This window comes from Starkeya nomas, assembly GCF_902703545.1.
GTDB lineage: Bacteria > Pseudomonadota > Alphaproteobacteria > Rhizobiales > Xanthobacteraceae > Ancylobacter > Ancylobacter moscoviensis.
The window spans coordinates 1,856,612-1,871,686 of the sequence record NZ_CACSAS010000001.1 but is presented as its reverse complement, the minus strand read 5'-3'; the positions used below and the strand labels follow the sequence as shown (position 1 = coordinate 1,871,686).

Here is a 15,075-nt window from a genome sequence, read left to right as displayed (position 1 = left end):
GACCCCTTTGCCCCGGACGGACAGCCGCGTCGAACCGTTGTTGACGGTCGGCCCGCCGCCGGGCGCGAGCGCGAACATTTCCGATCGCAGCCGGGAGGGCTTTGCCAAGGGACTGTCGGCGCGCTGGCGCCTAGGCGGCCTTTTTCTTCGCGATCATCTCGACGAAGCGGTCGAAGAGATAATGGCTGTCCTGCGGGCCGGGGCTGGCCTCGGGGTGGTACTGCACCGAAAACACCGGCTTGTCGGTCAGCGCGATACCGGCGTTGGAGCCGTCGAACAGCGAGACATGGGTCTCGGTGGCGGTGGCCGGCAGGCTGTCGCGGTCAACCGCGAAGCCATGGTTCATCGAGGTGATCTCGACCTTGCCGGTGGTCATGTCCTTGACCGGATGGTTCGCGCCGTGATGGCCCTGATGCATCTTCACCGTGCGCCCGCCCACCGCGAGGCTGATCATCTGGTGGCCGAGGCAGATGCCGAAGGTCGGCACGCCGCGGTCGATGATCTCGCGGATCACCGGCACGGCATATTCGCCCGTCGCCGCCGGGTCGCCGGGGCCGTTGGAGAGGAACACGCCGTCGGGATTGAGGGCGAGGATCTCCTCCGCCGAGGTGGTGGCGGGAACGACCGTCACCTTGCAGCCGGCGCGGGCGAGCAGGCGCAGGATGTTGCGCTTGATGCCGTAGTCGACGGCGACGACGTGGTGCGCCGGCGCCTTCTGGTGGCCGTAGCCTTCCGGCCAGGTCCAGGGCGTCTCGTCCCAGGTGAAGCGCTGACTGCTGGTGACCATCGGCACCAGGTCCATGCCGACGAGGCCGGGCCACTGCGCGGCTTCCTTCTTCAGCGCGGGAAGGTCGAACGTGCCGTCCGGGGAATGGGCGATCACCGCATTGGGCATGCCGCCGTCGCGGATCAGCGCGGTGAGCGCGCGGGTATCGATGCCGGAGATGGCGACGATGCCGCGTGCCTTGAGCCACTGGTCGAAATGGCGGGTAGCGCGGTAGTTCGAGGGATCGGTGATCGCCGAATGCAGCACCACGCCGCGCACGCCCGAGGCGCCGGCCATCGAGACGGTCTCGATGTCTTCCTCGTTGGTGCCGACATTGCCGATATGCGGGAAGGTGAAGGTGATGATCTGCCCGGCATAGGAGGGGTCGGTCAGCACCTCCTGATAGCCGGTCATCGCCGTGTTGAAGCAGACCTCGCCGACCGCGTGGCCCGTGGCGCCGAGGCCGAAGCCCTCCAGCACCGTTCCGTCGGCCAGCACGAGAAGGGCGGTCGGGAGGGGCTCGGCCCACACGTCGTCGCCGGAGTGCGGCTCAGCGCTACCGTTCATTGATCTTGTTCCCTGTCGTTGTGTGCCCTAATTAGTCGGTTGCCGCGCCGGATGCCAGCCTCACGCTGCGTATCTGGGCCTCGAATTGCGGATGGCTGCGCCGGATAGGGGCGCGGCGCGTGGGGCAGGGGCGGACAACCACAGGATCGCGAGCAGCGGTGCGGACCGGAAAGCGAGAATTCCGGCGCGCGGCCTCGCGAATTGCAGGAAGGCATAACGAACGTGTTGCGCGACGAGATCAACAATTCGCTCAAAGACGCCATGAAGGCGCAGGACAAGCGGCGCCTCGGCACGCTGCGCCTCGTCAATGCCGCGATCAAGGATCGCGATATCGAGGCGCGCGGCCATGGCAAGGACCCGCTCTCCGACGACGAACTGCTCGGGCTGCTGGCCAAGATGATCAAGCAGCGCGAGGAATCGGCGAAGGTCTACGAGGAGGCCGGCCGTGTCGACCTCGCGACTCAGGAGCGCGAGGAGATCGCGGTCATCCAGTCCTTCCTGCCGCAGCAGATGACGGAAGCCGAATCGCAGGCCGCGATCGCGGCGGTGATCGCCGAGATCGACGCCCACGGCCTCAAGGATATGGGCCGCACCATGGCCGCCCTGAAGGAGCGCTACATGGGTGTCATGGATTTCGGCAAGGCGAGCGGCACGGTGAAGGCGCTGCTGACGGCGGGCTGATCCGCCGGCTGCAAGTCAACCGTTCCATCACGCCGTCTTCCCCGGGCCCTCTCCAACCCGCGCCCAACGTCGCGTTCTCGCCATGCCGCCTGCCGCTGAACCATCCCCGCACGGGGCCGCGCTCACCTGGGCAGGCTGCTGGCGCGGGGCGAGGGCGATCCTCGCCGTGCTGCCGCCGGTCTTCGTCTTCGGCGTCGCCTTTGGCATCGCCGCGCGCGGCCACGGGCTCGAAGGCTGGATCGCGGCGCTGATGAGTGCGCTGGTCTTCGCCGGCGCCTCGCAGTTCGCGGCGCTGGATCTGTGGACGAAGCCGATCCCCTGGCTGCCGCTGCTGGTCGCGACCTTCGCCATCAATGCGCGGCACATCCTGCTCGGCGCCTCCCTCCGGGCGCTGTGCCGCGGCCTGCCGGCCTGGAAGGTCTATGGCTCGATGACGCTGCTCAGCGATCTCAACTGGGCGGCGCTGATCGCCGCCGAGCGGCGGGGCGAACGCGACCTCGGCTATCTCGTTGGAGCCGGTGCCCTGATGTGGCTGACCTGGGTGACGGCGAGCGTCATCGGTGCGGTGGCCGGCGGACTCACGCTCGACGACGTGAAGACCTACGCCCTCGACCTCGTGCTCGTGACCTTCTTCGCCACGACGCTGGTGGGCCTGCGGCGTGGCCGGATCGACGACCTGCCCTGGCTGGTGGCGGGCCTCGCCGCCATGGGGGCGGTCTGGTTCCTGCCGCCCAACTGGCATGTACTGGCAGGCGGGCTCGCCGGCGGCATCGCCGGCCTCGTGCGCGACGAGATGACGCGGCCATGAGCACTGTCGACGCGCTGCTCATCATCTTCGCCATGACGCTCATCACCTATGCGACGCGCGCCGGTGGCATCTTCCTCGTCGGCTTCGTTCCGATGTCCGCCCGTGTGGAGGCGTTCCTGCGCTATCTCGCGGGATCGGTGCTGGTGGCGATCGTCGTGCCGGCGACGGTGCGCGGCGGCGCGGCGGCCTATGTCGCCGTGGCGGTGGCGGTCGTGGGCACGCTGGTGCTGCGCAAGGCCCTGCCGGCGATCGCGCTCGGCATTCTCGCCGCGGCGCTCTGGCGCACCTATATGGGGTGAGCTGACGGCTGGGGACAGCGGGGATGATCACCCGTCCCGGGCAGAAATCCCGCCATCCCGACCTCTTCCGGCGCGGCGGTGCTCCGCCGGCCTGCTATGATGCTTGTCCGACCTCTCGGTGAGACTCGTCCTCCCATGCGCTTTCCGCCCTCGTTCCTCGACGAGATCCGTGCCCGCCTCCCGGTGTCGGAGGTGGTGGGCAAGCGCGTGCAGCTGAAGAAGCAGGGGCGGGAATGGCGGGGGCTGTCGCCCTTCAATCCCGAGAAGACGCCATCCTTCTACGTCAATGACCAGAAGGGCTTCTACCACTGCTTCTCCTCGGGCAAGCATGGCGACCAGTTCGACTTCCTGATGGAGGTCGAGGGCCTGCCCTTTCCCGAGGCGGTGGAACGGCTCGCCGGCATGGCCGGCCTGCCCATGCCGGTGCAGTCGCGCGAGGAGGAGCAGCGCGAGACCCGGCGCAAGACGCTGCATGAGGTGATGGAACTGGCCGCCAGATATTTCGAGGCGGTGCTGCAGAGCCGTGCCGGCGCCAAGGGGCGCGGCTATCTCGCCGATCGCGGCCTTGGTCCGGCAACGCAGGGGCGCTTCCGCCTCGGCTACGCGCTGCCCGAGCGTTTCGCGCTGAAGGAGGCGCTGGGCTCCAAGGGTGTTCCGGTCGAGGACATGGTCGAGGCGGGGCTGCTGATCTCCGCCGAGGACGTGGCGCTGCCTTATGACCGCTTCCGCGACCGCGTGATGTTTCCCATCACCGACCTGCGCGGCCGGGTCGTCGCCTTCGGCGGCCGGGCGCTGGAGAAGGACGTGCCGGCCAAATACCTCAACTCGCCGGAGACCCCGCTCTTCCACAAGGGCTCGCTGCTCTACAACGGCTTCAATGCCCGCGCCGCCGCGCATAACGGCGCGCCGGTGATCGCCGCCGAGGGCTATGTCGACGTCATCGCGCTGGTCGAGGCGGGTTTTGCCGGCGCGGTCGCCCCCCTCGGGACGGCGTTGACCGAGGAGCAACTGGCGCTGCTGTGGAAGATGGCGCCCGAGCCGATCCTGCTGTTCGACGGCGACAAGGCCGGGCGGCGCGCCGCCTATCGCGCCATCGATCTGGCCCTGCCGCATCTTAAGCCCGGCGTGAGCCTGTCCTTCGGCATGCTCCCGGAGGGGCAGGACCCGGACGACCTCGTCCGCTCCGGCGGGCGCGAGGCGGTGGATGGCGTGTTGGCGCAGGCCCGCCCGCTGGCGGATGTCCTGTGGTCGCGCGAGATGGAAAGCGCCAGCGTCGACACGCCCGAGCGCCGGGCGGCGCTGGAGGCGCGCATCGGCGAGATCGTGCGCGTCATCGGCGACGAGACGGTGCGCAAGCATTATCGCGGCGAACTGATGGACCGCTTCCGGCGCCTGTTCTCGCCGGCGATGGTGCCGGGCGACAACCCGCGCCGGGGGGCGGGCGAATATCAGGGCCGCTTCCAGAACCGGGGTGGGCGCCGTCCCAACGGGCGGCCCATGCCCGGCGCTGCGGCGGGTGAGGCAATGCGTCGCTCGGCGCTGGTGCGCGGCGCGGCGGCGGAGATGCCGCGCAACGAAGCTCTGCTCCTGTTCGCGGTCATCAATCATCCCTGGCTTCTGGACCAGTGCGCCGAGGAACTCGCGGACCTGCCGCTGCAGAACCGGGAGGCGGCGGAATTGCGCCGCGCGCTGCTCGACGCTCATATGGACGGGGACACGGACGATGCCGTCAAGCTCGCGGCGCGCCTGGAATCGCAGGGCCACGCGCCGCTTGCCGCGCGCCTCGCCCGTTCCGCCATCGCGCGGCACGACTGGCCGGCCTTCGCGGACGCGGCGCGCTCGGATGTCGAACTATGGTGGCACCAGCGTCTGGTCTTGCACCGGCGCGGCCATGCCCTATCTAAGGATCTGAAAGAAGCCGAGAAACGCCTTGCCGAGGAGCCCACCGACATGAACTGGGCGCGCTTTCTCGACGTACAAAGACAGCTCGCGGCACTTGACGGAACCGAAGCTTTGGTAGAGGGGTTCGGCGCCGCGTCGGGTCGCCCGGCGCGGTCGATGTAGAGGTCCCTTGGGCTGCCCGCCCGCGCGCGTCCCCCGTGCGTGGTGCGTGTAGCCCTGTTTGCGTCTCTCGACCGCCGGCGGGAGAAGCGGGGTTGAACGATCGACAGGACGGGACCGCAAGGCCCCCGTCGCACGCCGGGGGCGGGGCACCGCACGGCGCTTGAGGAGCACACGCATGGCGAAGCAGGCAGCGGAAGCGACGGAAGCCCCCGAGAAGGATGGCGACACCCCGGATAGCCCGTTGCTCGACCTTTCGGACGCCGCCGTCCGGAAGATGATCAAGCTCGCCAAGAAGCGGGGCTATGTCACCTATGACGAGCTGAACGAGGTTCTCCCCTCGGACCAGAACACCTCGGACCAGATCGAGGACATCTACGCGATGCTCAACGAAATGGGCATCAATGTCGTCGAGGCTGAGGAGGCCGAAGCCGAGGCGGAAGCCGAAGAGGGCGCCGAGCCGGCCGAGGACGAGGAAGAGTCCGGCGGCGAACTGGCCGAGGCGAGCCCGCGGGCCGTCATCCGTTCGGAAACCAAGTCGGAGCCGGGCGAGCGCACCGATGACCCCGTGCGCATGTATCTGCGCGAGATGGGTTCGGTCGAGCTGCTCTCGCGCGAGGGCGAAATCGCCATCGCCAAGCGCATCGAGGCCGGTCGCGAGGCGATGATCGCCGGGCTCTGCGAGAGCCCGCTGACCTTCCAGGCCATCATCATCTGGCGCGACGAGCTGGTCGAGGGGAAGGTCCTTCTCCGCGACATCATCGATCTCGAGGCGACCTATGCCGGTCCCGAGGCGAAGAACGGCCCCATCGTCGAGGGCGGCTCGCTGGCGCCCGACGGCGACGAGGAGAGCGAGCCGACCATCGGCGAGAGCATCGCGGCCGACGACGATGACGACATGGAGAACTCCCTGTCGCTCGCGGCGATGGAAGCCGAGATCAAGCCGAAGGTCCTCGAGACCTTCGACAACATCGCGGACGCCTACAAGAAGCTGCGTCGCCTGCAGGACCAGAACGTCGAGTCCAAGCTCCGCAACGAGAGCCTCTCGCCGTCGCAGGACCGCAAGTACAAGACCCTGAAGGACCAGCTGATCGGCGACGTGAAGTCGCTGTCGCTCAATCAGGCGCGCATCGACAACCTCGTCGAGCAGCTCTACGACATCAACAAGCGCCTCGTGTCGCTCGAGGGCCGCCTGATGCGCCTTGCCGAAAGCTTCGGCGTGGCGCGCGAGGACTTCCTCAAGCAGTATCAGGGCTCCGAGCTCGACCCGAAGTGGATCAGCCGGGTGAAGAACCTCACCTCGCGCGGCTGGAAGGGCTTCGTCGGGCAGGAACTCGACGGCATCAAGGACCTGCGTTCGGAAATCCATGCCCTGGCCACCGAGACCGGGCTGGAGATCCAGGAATTCCGCAAGATCGTCCAGATGGTGCAGAAGGGCGAGAAGGAAGCCCGGCAGGCGAAGAAGGAAATGGTGGAGGCGAACCTGCGCCTCGTCATCTCCATCGCCAAGAAGTACACGAACCGCGGCCTGCAGTTCCTGGACCTCATCCAGGAAGGCAACATCGGCCTGATGAAGGCGGTCGACAAGTTCGAGTACCGGCGCGGCTACAAGTTCTCGACCTATGCGACCTGGTGGATCCGGCAGGCGATCACCCGCAGCATCGCGGATCAGGCAAGGACCATCCGCATCCCCGTGCACATGATCGAGACGATCAACAAGATCGTGCGCACCTCGCGCCAGATGCTGCACGAGATCGGCCGCGAGCCGACCCCGGAGGAACTGGCCGAGAAGCTCGGCATGCCGCTGGAGAAGGTCCGCAAGGTCCTCAAGATCGCCAAGGAGCCGATCTCGCTCGAAACGCCGATCGGCGACGAGGAAGACAGCCACCTCGGCGACTTCATCGAGGACAAGAACGCCATCCTGCCGATCGACGCGGCGATCCAGAGCAATCTTCGCGAAACGACGACGCGTGTCCTCGCGTCGTTGACCCCGCGCGAAGAACGCGTGCTGCGCATGCGTTTCGGCATCGGCATGAACACCGACCACACGCTGGAAGAAGTCGGGCAGCAGTTCTCGGTCACGCGCGAGCGTATCCGTCAGATCGAGGCGAAGGCGCTGCGCAAGCTCAAGCACCCTTCGCGGAGCCGCAAGCTGCGCTCCTTCCTCGACAACTGAGCTCCGGCGATACCGGGCTCCGCCCGCTCAATCAAAAAGGCCGCGCACTGCGCGGCCTTTTTCGTTTCGATGGGCGCTTCGGCGAGGGTGCCGGGCGCTTCATTCACCCGGGATCGGGTGATGCTGGCGACGGGCCTGCTTGGTGGACGAATCCACATAAGCCAGCGTCGCGGCGAAGCAGCCGAAGGCGATCACGATAAAGGCGAGGAAAATGACGGTTTCGGTGGGCATGGCATCCTCCTTGATGCAGGAAGCCTAGTCCTCGAGATGGTGCCGGCCTTGCGGTAGATCAATCTGTGTCTTCCTCGCGCGGGGGAACGATTTCGGCGAGCTGCGGTTGGCTCGCAGGGGCTGGCTTCGCACAAGGAGCATCCCATGCTGAACCGCCGCACCCTTTTGGCCGCGTCCGGTGCCGCGCTGGCGGCCTCGACCTTCGCCCGCCCGCACATCGCGCGCGCGGCCGCGCCGTTCGTTCAGCCGCCTCTGCCCTATGACGAGAGCGCGTTGGCGCCAACCATCTCGGCGCGCACGGTCGGCCTGCACTATGGCAAGCATCACAAGGGCTACTTCGACAAGCTGAACGCGCTCACGGCCGGCACGCCCTATGCCGATCTCGATCTGGAGGCGGCCATCCGGCGCGCCGCTGACGAGAAGGAGGCCGCCATCTTCAACAATGCCGGCCAGGCCTGGAACCACAATTTCTATTGGCAGCAATTCACCGATGGCCCCGCCGAGCCGCCTCCGGCGCTGGTGCAGGCGGCCGAGCGTGATTTCGGCGGCATCGACGCGCTGAAGAAGCAGGTCGTCGAGGTCGGTAGCGGCGTCTTCGGGTCCGGCTGGGTCTGGCTCGTCGAGGATGGCGACACGCTCGCGGTGGTCGGGCTGAAGGATGCCGGCAATCCCATCGCCGAGAAGATGCGCCCGCTGCTCGGCATCGACGTGTGGGAGCACGCCTACTATCTCGACTGGGAGAACCGGCGGCCCGCCCATATCCAGGCGGTGCTGGACGAGCGGGTCAACTGGTCGGCAGTCGGCGAGCGGCTCGGCGCCTGAGGCGTCTCCCTCAGGGCACCTGCATGGCGTGATCGACCATCATGGCGAGACCGATCAGCAGCAGGAAGCCGAGGAAGAACAGGCCGAACAGCACCATCGAGATGGTGCGTGCGAGGCTCGACACGTTGGTGAGGCCGACCGCGCCGGCCGCGAGCGAGATGATGAGGAAAATCACCGCGTATTTCAGCATGCGTCACCTTCTCGCTGCGCGACGTGGATCGCTCGCGGCGCCCGCCAGCGGCGTCAGGCGCCGTCGGAGCGCCCGTCCTGCTCGGCCGGAAACGTATCGGCGGTCCGTGACGATTCCTCCCGGCTGGCCGATGGCCTGGCCTGGGGCTTGGCTGAAGACGTCGGAGCCCGCTTGGGTGTTTTTTTCGCGCGGAGCCAGGGCCAGCGCCGGCGCGGAGGCTCGCTCTCCGGGCGCGGCACGGTGCCCGTCGGGGTGGAGGCGATCGGCTCGCTCATCGGCTCCGCCGCCACGTCGGGCTTGCGCGCGGGCTCGCGCATGCTCACCCGCCAGACCACGAACAGCAGCAGCAGCGTGTAGGCACCGGCATTGAAGAAGAAAAGCGCGCCGGGCCCGTAGTGCTGCATGCCGAAGGAGGCGAGGGCGGGCCCGACCACCGACCCGATGCCGTAGAGCAGCAGCAGCCCCGCCGCGGTTTCCACCGCGTCGGAGGCCGGCGTGCGGTCATAGGCATGGGCGGCGGCGAGCGAATAGGCCGGCAGGGCCAGCGCGCCGTAGAACAGGCCGAGCGCGCTGAGGCCCAGAAGCCCGAATTCCATCGCGCCGAGGGTGAGGCTGGCGAGCATCGCGCCGACCAGCAGCGCGGCGAGAATGCGCCGCCGGTCCATGCGGTCGGACAGGAAGCCGATGGGCCATTGCGCCAGCGCGCCGGCCACGACCACGGCGCTCATGAAGGTGGCGGCGCCGTCCGCCGTCAGGCCGCGCCCGATGCCGAAGATCGGCCCAAGGCTCCATAGCGAGCCATTGGTCAGCCCGATGACGAAGCAGCCGACCATGGCCACCGGCGCCGCGCGGAACAGGCGCAGCAGCCGGATGCGCGCCGTTTCGATCGGTGCCGGCTGCCCGCTGCTGGTGATCGCCACCGGCAGCGTCGCCAGCGAGAACAGGATGGCGGCGAGCGCGAACAGCTCGAAGCTGCGCACCGGATAGAGCGTGATCATCATCTGGCCGGCGGTCAGCGCCGCGTAGTCGACCATGACGTAGGCGCTCATCACGAAGCCGCGCGTCTGGTTGGTGGCGCGGTCGTTGAGCCAGCTCTCGATGACGAGATAGAGGCCGGCGAAGCAGAAGCCGGTGACGGTGCGCAGCGCGAACCAGAAATAGGGGTCGATGAACAGCGGGTGGGCGACCATGGTCGCCACCACGCCGGAGGTCAGCGCGGCGAAGGCGCGGATGTGCCCGGAACGGCGCACCAGATGCGGCACCACCAGACAGCCGACCACGAACCCGAGGTAGTAGCTCGACCCCAATATGCCGAGATTGATGGCGCTGAAGCCTTCGAAGGCGCCGCGCAACGGCAGCAGCGTGTTCTGAAGGCCGCTCCCGGTTACAAGAAAGAAGACGCCCAGCAGGAGCGCGGCGACAGGGCCGAGAGTCTGGGACATGATGGCACCGGACGGCCAGAAGCTGCGGGGGCGAGGCGGGGCTGTGGAATCTCGAATCCACAAGGATTCGGTTAACCTTGATCTTGGGCGATGTCGAGACGGTGATTGGTATGGTTGAGGCGGCGGTGCGACTGAAATCCGGCTATCTGGACGTGGAGATCGCGCCGCTTGGCGCCGAGATGGTGCGGCTCGTCGACAAGCAGGGGCACGACCTGCTCTGGAACGGCGATGCCGCCTTCTGGACGGGCCGCGCACCGCTGCTCTTTCCCATCGTCGGCCGCCTGCCCAATGACCAGCTCGTGCATGGGGGCGTCATCTACCCGATGGCGCAGCACGGCTTCGCCCGTCGGCGGGTTTTCACGCTGGAGGAGCGCACCAGCTCGTCGGCGCGCTTCGCCCTCCACGCCGACGAAGAAACCCGCAAGCAGTATCCCTTCGATTTCGAGTTGGCGGTCACCTACACGCTGGTCGAGGCGACGCTGACCATCGAGGCGGTGGTGAGCAATCCGGGGGCGGTGCCGCTTCCGGCGAGTTTCGGCTTCCACCCGGCCTTCCGCTGGCCGCTGCCCTATGGCGGCACCCGTGCCGACCATCGGCTGATCTTCGAGAAGGCCGAGGTCGACCCGATCCATCGTCCCGTCGGCGGCCTTCTCTCGGCCGCCGCCGAGCCGAACCCGGCGGTGGATGCGGTGGTGGAGCCGGATGACGCCATGTTCGCGCGCGATGCGCTGATCTTCCTCGCGCCGCGCTCGCACCACGTGCGTTTCGGCGTTCCGGGCGAACCGGGGCTGGAAGTGGCCTTCCCCGGCATGCCGCAGCTCGGCCTATGGTCGAAGCCCGGCGCGCCCTTCCTGTGCATCGAGCCCTGGTCCGGCTACGCCTCGCCGGAGGATGCGCCGGCCGAGTTCACCCGGAAGCCCGGCCTGTCGCTGATCGAGCCGGGCACCTCCAGGAGCTTCGCCATGGCGGTGCGCTGGCTGCCCGACGTCGGCCGCTAGCCGTCGGCGGGATTCCTATCCCCGGCGGGGGCGTTTCGCACGCTTGGGCGGGTTGTCCAGATGGTCGATAGCGCCCGACAATTCGTGGATGAAGCGCTCGCACCAATCGTGGATGGTGTTTCCCTCCACCTTCGCCATGTTGACCTGCCAGCGTTCCCGGCGTTCGTCGAGCGGCATCAGGAGCGCGGCGTTCATCGCGTCGGCCATGCCCTCGATGTCGTAGGGATTGACCAGTATCGCGCCGGTAAGCTCGTCCGCCGCGCCGGCGAAGCGGGAGAGGACGAGCACGCCCGGGTCCTCGGGATTCTGGGCGGCGATATATTCCTTGGCGACGAGGTTCATCCCGTCGCGCAGGGGCGTCACCAGCCCCAGCCGAGCGGTGCGGTAGATGGCGGCGAGGGTGGCGCGCTGGAACGGCCGGTTCAGGTAGCGCAGCGGTACCCAGTCGAACTCGGCATATTCGCCGTTGATGGCGCCGGCCAGTTCCTCCAGCTCGCGGCGCAGCGCGCGATATTCGGCCACCTCGCCGCGCGAGACAGGCGCGATCTGCATCATCGTGACCGTGGAGCGGTGCTGCGGATAGCGGCTGAGCAACTCGCCAAAGGCGGCGAACTTGCCGGGCAGGCCCTTGGAATAGTCGAGCCGGTCCACGCCGACCGCCAGCGCGCGGCCGGCGAGGCTCTCGTGGAGACGGCGTTCCTCGTCGCTGCCGACCGACGCCTTGGCGTCGCGGACGAAGGCCGTCGCGTCGATGCCGATGGGAAAGGCGGCGACGCGGAAGCGCCGTTCGCGCAGGCCCACCACGCCGCCCGGTGCGATCCAGCCCCGCGCTTCCGACGAGATGTAGGTCAGCAGCGCCCGCACATCGTCTTCGGTCTGCAGCCCCACGAGGTCGTATTGCGAGAGGTCCTGCACCAGCGCGGCATGGGAGGGCAAACTGAGGAACACGTCCGGCGTCGGCCAGGGAATGTGATGGAAATAGCCGATCCGCCCCTCGAAGCCGCGCTTGCGCAGCTCGGCCGCCAGCGGGATGAAGTGGTAGTCGTGGACCCAGATGATGTCGTCGGGCTGCAGCAGCGGCAGCAGCGCGCGGGCGAAGTGCTCGTTCACCCGCCGGTAGCCCTCCCAGTCCGCGCGGCGGAAGCTCAGGAGGCCGAGCCGGTAATGGCACAGCGGCCACAGCGTGCCGTTGGCATAGCCCGCATAATGGGCGCGCTGGTCTTCCGGGTCGAGCGTGAGCAGCGCATAGGTCACGCGCCCCGAGCGGAAGACCTTCGGCGTATCCGACGGGTTCGGCTGGGTCTCTCCGCTCCAGCCGAACCACAGGCCGCCGCGCGTACCGAGCGCCTCGCGCAGCGCGACGGCCAGTCCTCCCGCCTTGGCCGCCCGCTCCTTGGGCGACGCCACGCGGTTCGATACGACTACGAGCCTCGCCAGAACGCTTCCTCCCATGTCTTGGACAGACGCATGGCCGTGTCGATCAGGCCGACCATCGAATAGGTCTGCGGGATGTTCCCCCACAGTTCGAGCGTCTGGTTGTCGATGTCCTCGGAGAGCAGCCCGGCCTCGTTGCGCCGGGCGAGCAGGCTCGTGAACATCTCGCGGGCCTCGTCGCGGCGGCCGATCAGGTCGAGCGCTCCCGCGTACCAGAACGAGCAGATGGTGAAGGAAGTTTCCGGCAGGCCGAAATCATCTTCGCCCGCGTAGCGCATCAGGTAGCCGTTGCGTTTCAGCTCGCGTCCGACGGTCTCCACCGTCGCCACGTAGCGCGGGTCGTCCGGGCGCACGAAGCCGAGCTCGGCGAGCAGCAGCAGGCTGGCGTCGAGCTGGCCTTCCTCCTGCGCGTCGACGAAGCTGCCGAGCTTCTCGTCCCACGCGAAGGCAAGGATCCGGGCGCGGATCTCGTTGGCGTGGTCGGTCCAGAAGGTGGCGCGCTCGGGCAGGTCCAGTACCCGGGCGATGCGGGCGAGCCGGTCGCAGGCGGCCCAGCTCATCACCGCGGAGAAGGTGTGCACCCGCCGCTTGCCGCGCAGTTCCCACAAGCCGGCATCCGGCTCGAAGGCGAATTCCACCGCCCGTGCCCCGACCCCTTCCAGCAGGTTGAACAGCGCCCGGTCGCCACGGTTCGGCAGCCGGTCGTCGAAGAAGGTCTGCGCGGCGGCCAGCACGACATGGCCGTAGCCGTCGTTCTGCACCTGCTCGGCGGCCTGGTTGCCGACCCGCACGGGCCCCATGCCGCTGAAGCCGGGCAGGGCGGGAGCGAAGCGCTCCTCCAGCGGGGTTCCCGGCACGATGGAATAGACCGGCGCGAGCCTCCCCGAGGGTTCGGAGGCGATCACCGTGGTCAGGTAGCGGATGTAGTCTTCCATCGTCCGCGTGGCGCCGAGCAGGTTCAGCGCGCGCACGGTGAAGTAGGAGTCGCGCAGCCAGCAGTGGCGGTAGTCCCAGTTGCGGATCGAGTGAGGCGCCTCGGGCACCGACGTCGTGAGCGCGGCGACGATGCCGCCGGTTTCCTCATAGGCGCACAGCTTGAGCGAGATGGCGGCGCGGATCACCGCGTCCTGCCATTCGAACGGCACGGAGAGGTAGCGCACCCAGTCGTGCCAGTAGTCGCGGGTCTTCTCCTCGAAGCCGCGGGTGGTGTCGGCGAGGCTGGACGGGAAGGGCTCGTCCGGCCCCAGCACGATGGTCGCCGCCTTGCCGAGCACGAAGGGGCGTTCCTCCATCACGTAGACGATGGGAAGGTCGGTGGTGGCGCGCAGGGTGAAGTCGTCGCTCGCGAAGCGCATGTGATTGGAGCCGCGCACCGGCTCCGGTCGCTGCTCGCCCCAGTTGGAATGCGGGCGCAGGCGTATCGTGACCCGGCAGGTGCCGCTTATCGGCTCGATGCGCCGCACCAGCGTCGCCGGACGGTAGATGCGGTCGTAGAGCTTGAAGCGCGGCGCGAAGTCGGTGATCCGCAGTTGCGCGCCCTGATCGTTTTCGAGGATCGTCTCGATGATGGCGGTGTTGCGCTGGTAGCGCCGCGTCGCCTTGACCTGCCCGTCGAGCAGTACGTCGAAGAATCCCGCCTGCGGCTCCTCGCCGCCGAGCAGCGAGGAAAAGACCGGGTCTCCGTCGATGCGCGGCCAGCAGCACCACGCGACACGTCCATTGCGGTCGATCAGGGCGGCGATGGTGCCGTTGCCGATCGCGGCGAGGTTCAGATTGGAACTCACGGGGTGACGCTCTCCAGCGCTTCGGGAAGTCGGTTCAGCCAGTCGCGCACCTCGCTCGGCGTCGCCAGCCGGTGGTCGGCCTGCTGCGTCGGGCGCGGACCCACCGCAACGGCGAGGCCGCCCGCCTGCCGGGCCGCCCGGAAGCCGTCCTCGTCGGTCACGTCGTCGCCGAGGAAGACAGGCCGGCGCCCGGTGAAGAGCGTGCTCCGCATGAACTGCTCGACCGCGCTGCCCTTGTCGTGCCCGCCCTGCCGGACCTCGATGACGAACCGCCCCTTGAGGAACTCGACGCCGTCCCCGAGGCCGGTCCCGACGTCGATCACCTTCTGCATGATGGCGTCGCCGAATTGCGGGACGGCGCGGAAGTGCACCGCCAGCGACAAGGGCTTGTGCTCGATATAGGTGCCGGGCCAGGTGGCGAGCTCACGATCCAGCGCTTCCTCTAGCGGGTGGCGCCAGCGCGGAATCGGGATCGGTACGGCGGGAGCGTCGGGGGCCAGGCGAATCTCCGCGCCATGCTGGCCGGAGGCGGGGAGGCGCGCCGGGGCGAAGCGCCGGTCCATCCAGTCAATGGTGCGGCCGGAGACCAGCGCCACCGCTCCGCCGAGCGTGAGCTGCAGCCGGGTCAGGAGGTCGGGGAGATCCTCGGGGATGGTGATGCCCTCGGGATGGTCGGCATGTTCGATCAGCGTGCCGTCGATATCGAGGAACAATGCCCAGTCCGATTCGGGGTAAGGGTGCATGCCGTTTCCTGATGAGGTTCGTGCTGGCGCCATACTGCCCCTATACCCGCTGGGCCTCCGATCCATGAGGTAA

General features: G+C 68.1%; 14 protein-coding genes. 7 read left to right on the top strand and 7 right to left on the bottom strand.

Translation table 11 applies throughout. The features are described from left to right. Positions 1 to 130: 130 nt before the first annotated feature. A complete protein-coding gene (gene carA, locus STARVERO_RS08960) occupies positions 131 to 1,333 on the bottom strand; it encodes a glutamine-hydrolyzing carbamoyl-phosphate synthase small subunit (RefSeq protein WP_159598601.1) in 1,203 nt (400 codons plus the stop codon). 222 nt (positions 1,334 to 1,555) lie between these two features. Here carA and STARVERO_RS08955 point away from each other — a divergent pair, with 222 nt between their 5' ends. The 5 genes from STARVERO_RS08955 (at position 1,556) to rpoD (ending at position 7,358) form a co-directional block, all read left to right on the top strand. Further along, complete coding sequence (locus STARVERO_RS08955; protein WP_144342345.1) at positions 1,556 to 2,014, top strand: GatB/YqeY domain-containing protein; 459 nt, start codon at positions 1,556 to 1,558, stop codon at positions 2,012 to 2,014. 82 nt (positions 2,015 to 2,096) lie between these two features. After that, complete coding sequence (locus STARVERO_RS08950) at positions 2,097 to 2,822, top strand: AzlC family ABC transporter permease (protein WP_159598600.1); 726 nt, start codon at positions 2,097 to 2,099, stop codon at positions 2,820 to 2,822. Continuing rightward, positions 2,819 to 3,121, top strand: coding sequence for an AzlD family protein (locus STARVERO_RS08945; RefSeq protein ID WP_159598599.1), 303 nt, complete (start codon positions 2,819 to 2,821; stop codon positions 3,119 to 3,121). Before STARVERO_RS08950 ends, STARVERO_RS08945 begins: the two co-directional genes overlap by 4 nt. A gap of 135 nt (positions 3,122 to 3,256) precedes the next feature. Then, positions 3,257 to 5,185: a DNA primase gene (dnaG, locus tag STARVERO_RS08940; RefSeq protein ID WP_159598598.1), complete on the top strand. Its 1,929-nt coding sequence runs from the start codon at positions 3,257 to 3,259 to the stop codon at positions 5,183 to 5,185. A gap of 175 nt (positions 5,186 to 5,360) precedes the next feature. Beyond that, positions 5,361 to 7,358, top strand: a complete 1,998-nt coding sequence (gene rpoD / locus STARVERO_RS08935; protein ID WP_144342349.1) for an RNA polymerase sigma factor RpoD — start codon at positions 5,361 to 5,363, stop codon at positions 7,356 to 7,358. 99 nt (positions 7,359 to 7,457) lie between these two features. Here rpoD and STARVERO_RS23670 read toward each other — a convergent pair whose 3' ends face one another. Continuing rightward, the gene (locus tag STARVERO_RS23670) at positions 7,458 to 7,589 is read right to left on the bottom strand and encodes a hypothetical protein (RefSeq protein ID WP_272482968.1); all 132 of its coding nucleotides are present in this window, start codon (positions 7,587 to 7,589) and stop codon (positions 7,458 to 7,460) included. A 144-nt stretch (positions 7,590 to 7,733) separates the two neighbouring features. Here STARVERO_RS23670 and STARVERO_RS08930 point away from each other — a divergent pair, with 144 nt between their 5' ends. After that, positions 7,734 to 8,411, top strand: coding sequence for a superoxide dismutase (locus STARVERO_RS08930; protein WP_159598597.1), 678 nt, complete (start codon positions 7,734 to 7,736; stop codon positions 8,409 to 8,411). Positions 8,412 to 8,421: 10 nt separating this feature from the next. Here STARVERO_RS08930 and STARVERO_RS08925 read toward each other — a convergent pair whose 3' ends face one another. Continuing rightward, positions 8,422 to 8,601: a DUF1328 family protein gene (locus tag STARVERO_RS08925; protein WP_159598596.1), complete on the bottom strand. Its 180-nt coding sequence runs from the start codon at positions 8,599 to 8,601 to the stop codon at positions 8,422 to 8,424. Between the two features lie 53 nt (positions 8,602 to 8,654). Continuing rightward, the gene (locus tag STARVERO_RS08920) at positions 8,655 to 10,043 is read right to left on the bottom strand and encodes an MFS transporter (RefSeq protein ID WP_159598595.1); all 1,389 of its coding nucleotides are present in this window, start codon (positions 10,041 to 10,043) and stop codon (positions 8,655 to 8,657) included. A 125-nt stretch (positions 10,044 to 10,168) separates the two neighbouring features. Between STARVERO_RS08920 and STARVERO_RS08915 the strand changes: the two genes are divergently transcribed. Beyond that, the gene (locus STARVERO_RS08915) at positions 10,169 to 11,041 is read left to right on the top strand and encodes an aldose 1-epimerase family protein (protein WP_244616683.1); all 873 of its coding nucleotides are present in this window, start codon (positions 10,169 to 10,171) and stop codon (positions 11,039 to 11,041) included. A 15-nt stretch (positions 11,042 to 11,056) separates the two neighbouring features. On the opposite strand, the gene STARVERO_RS08910 is transcribed toward STARVERO_RS08915, so the two are convergent. Genes STARVERO_RS08910 through otsB form a run of 3 tightly spaced genes read right to left on the bottom strand, consistent with a single transcriptional unit; the run spans position 11,057 to position 15,002 of the window. Next, positions 11,057 to 12,478, bottom strand: coding sequence for an alpha,alpha-trehalose-phosphate synthase (UDP-forming) (locus STARVERO_RS08910; protein WP_159601683.1), 1,422 nt, complete (start codon positions 12,476 to 12,478; stop codon positions 11,057 to 11,059). Further along, the gene (locus STARVERO_RS08905; protein ID WP_144342354.1) at positions 12,463 to 14,259 is read right to left on the bottom strand and encodes a glycoside hydrolase family 15 protein; all 1,797 of its coding nucleotides are present in this window, start codon (positions 14,257 to 14,259) and stop codon (positions 12,463 to 12,465) included. Before STARVERO_RS08905 ends, STARVERO_RS08910 begins: the two co-directional genes overlap by 16 nt. Continuing rightward, positions 14,256 to 15,002 (bottom strand): trehalose-phosphatase, encoded by a 747-nt coding sequence (otsB, locus tag STARVERO_RS08900; protein WP_159598594.1) that lies wholly within the window; start codon positions 15,000 to 15,002, stop codon positions 14,256 to 14,258. The genes STARVERO_RS08905 and otsB overlap by 4 nt, the downstream gene beginning before the upstream one ends. Positions 15,003 to 15,075: the final 73 nt, after the last annotated feature.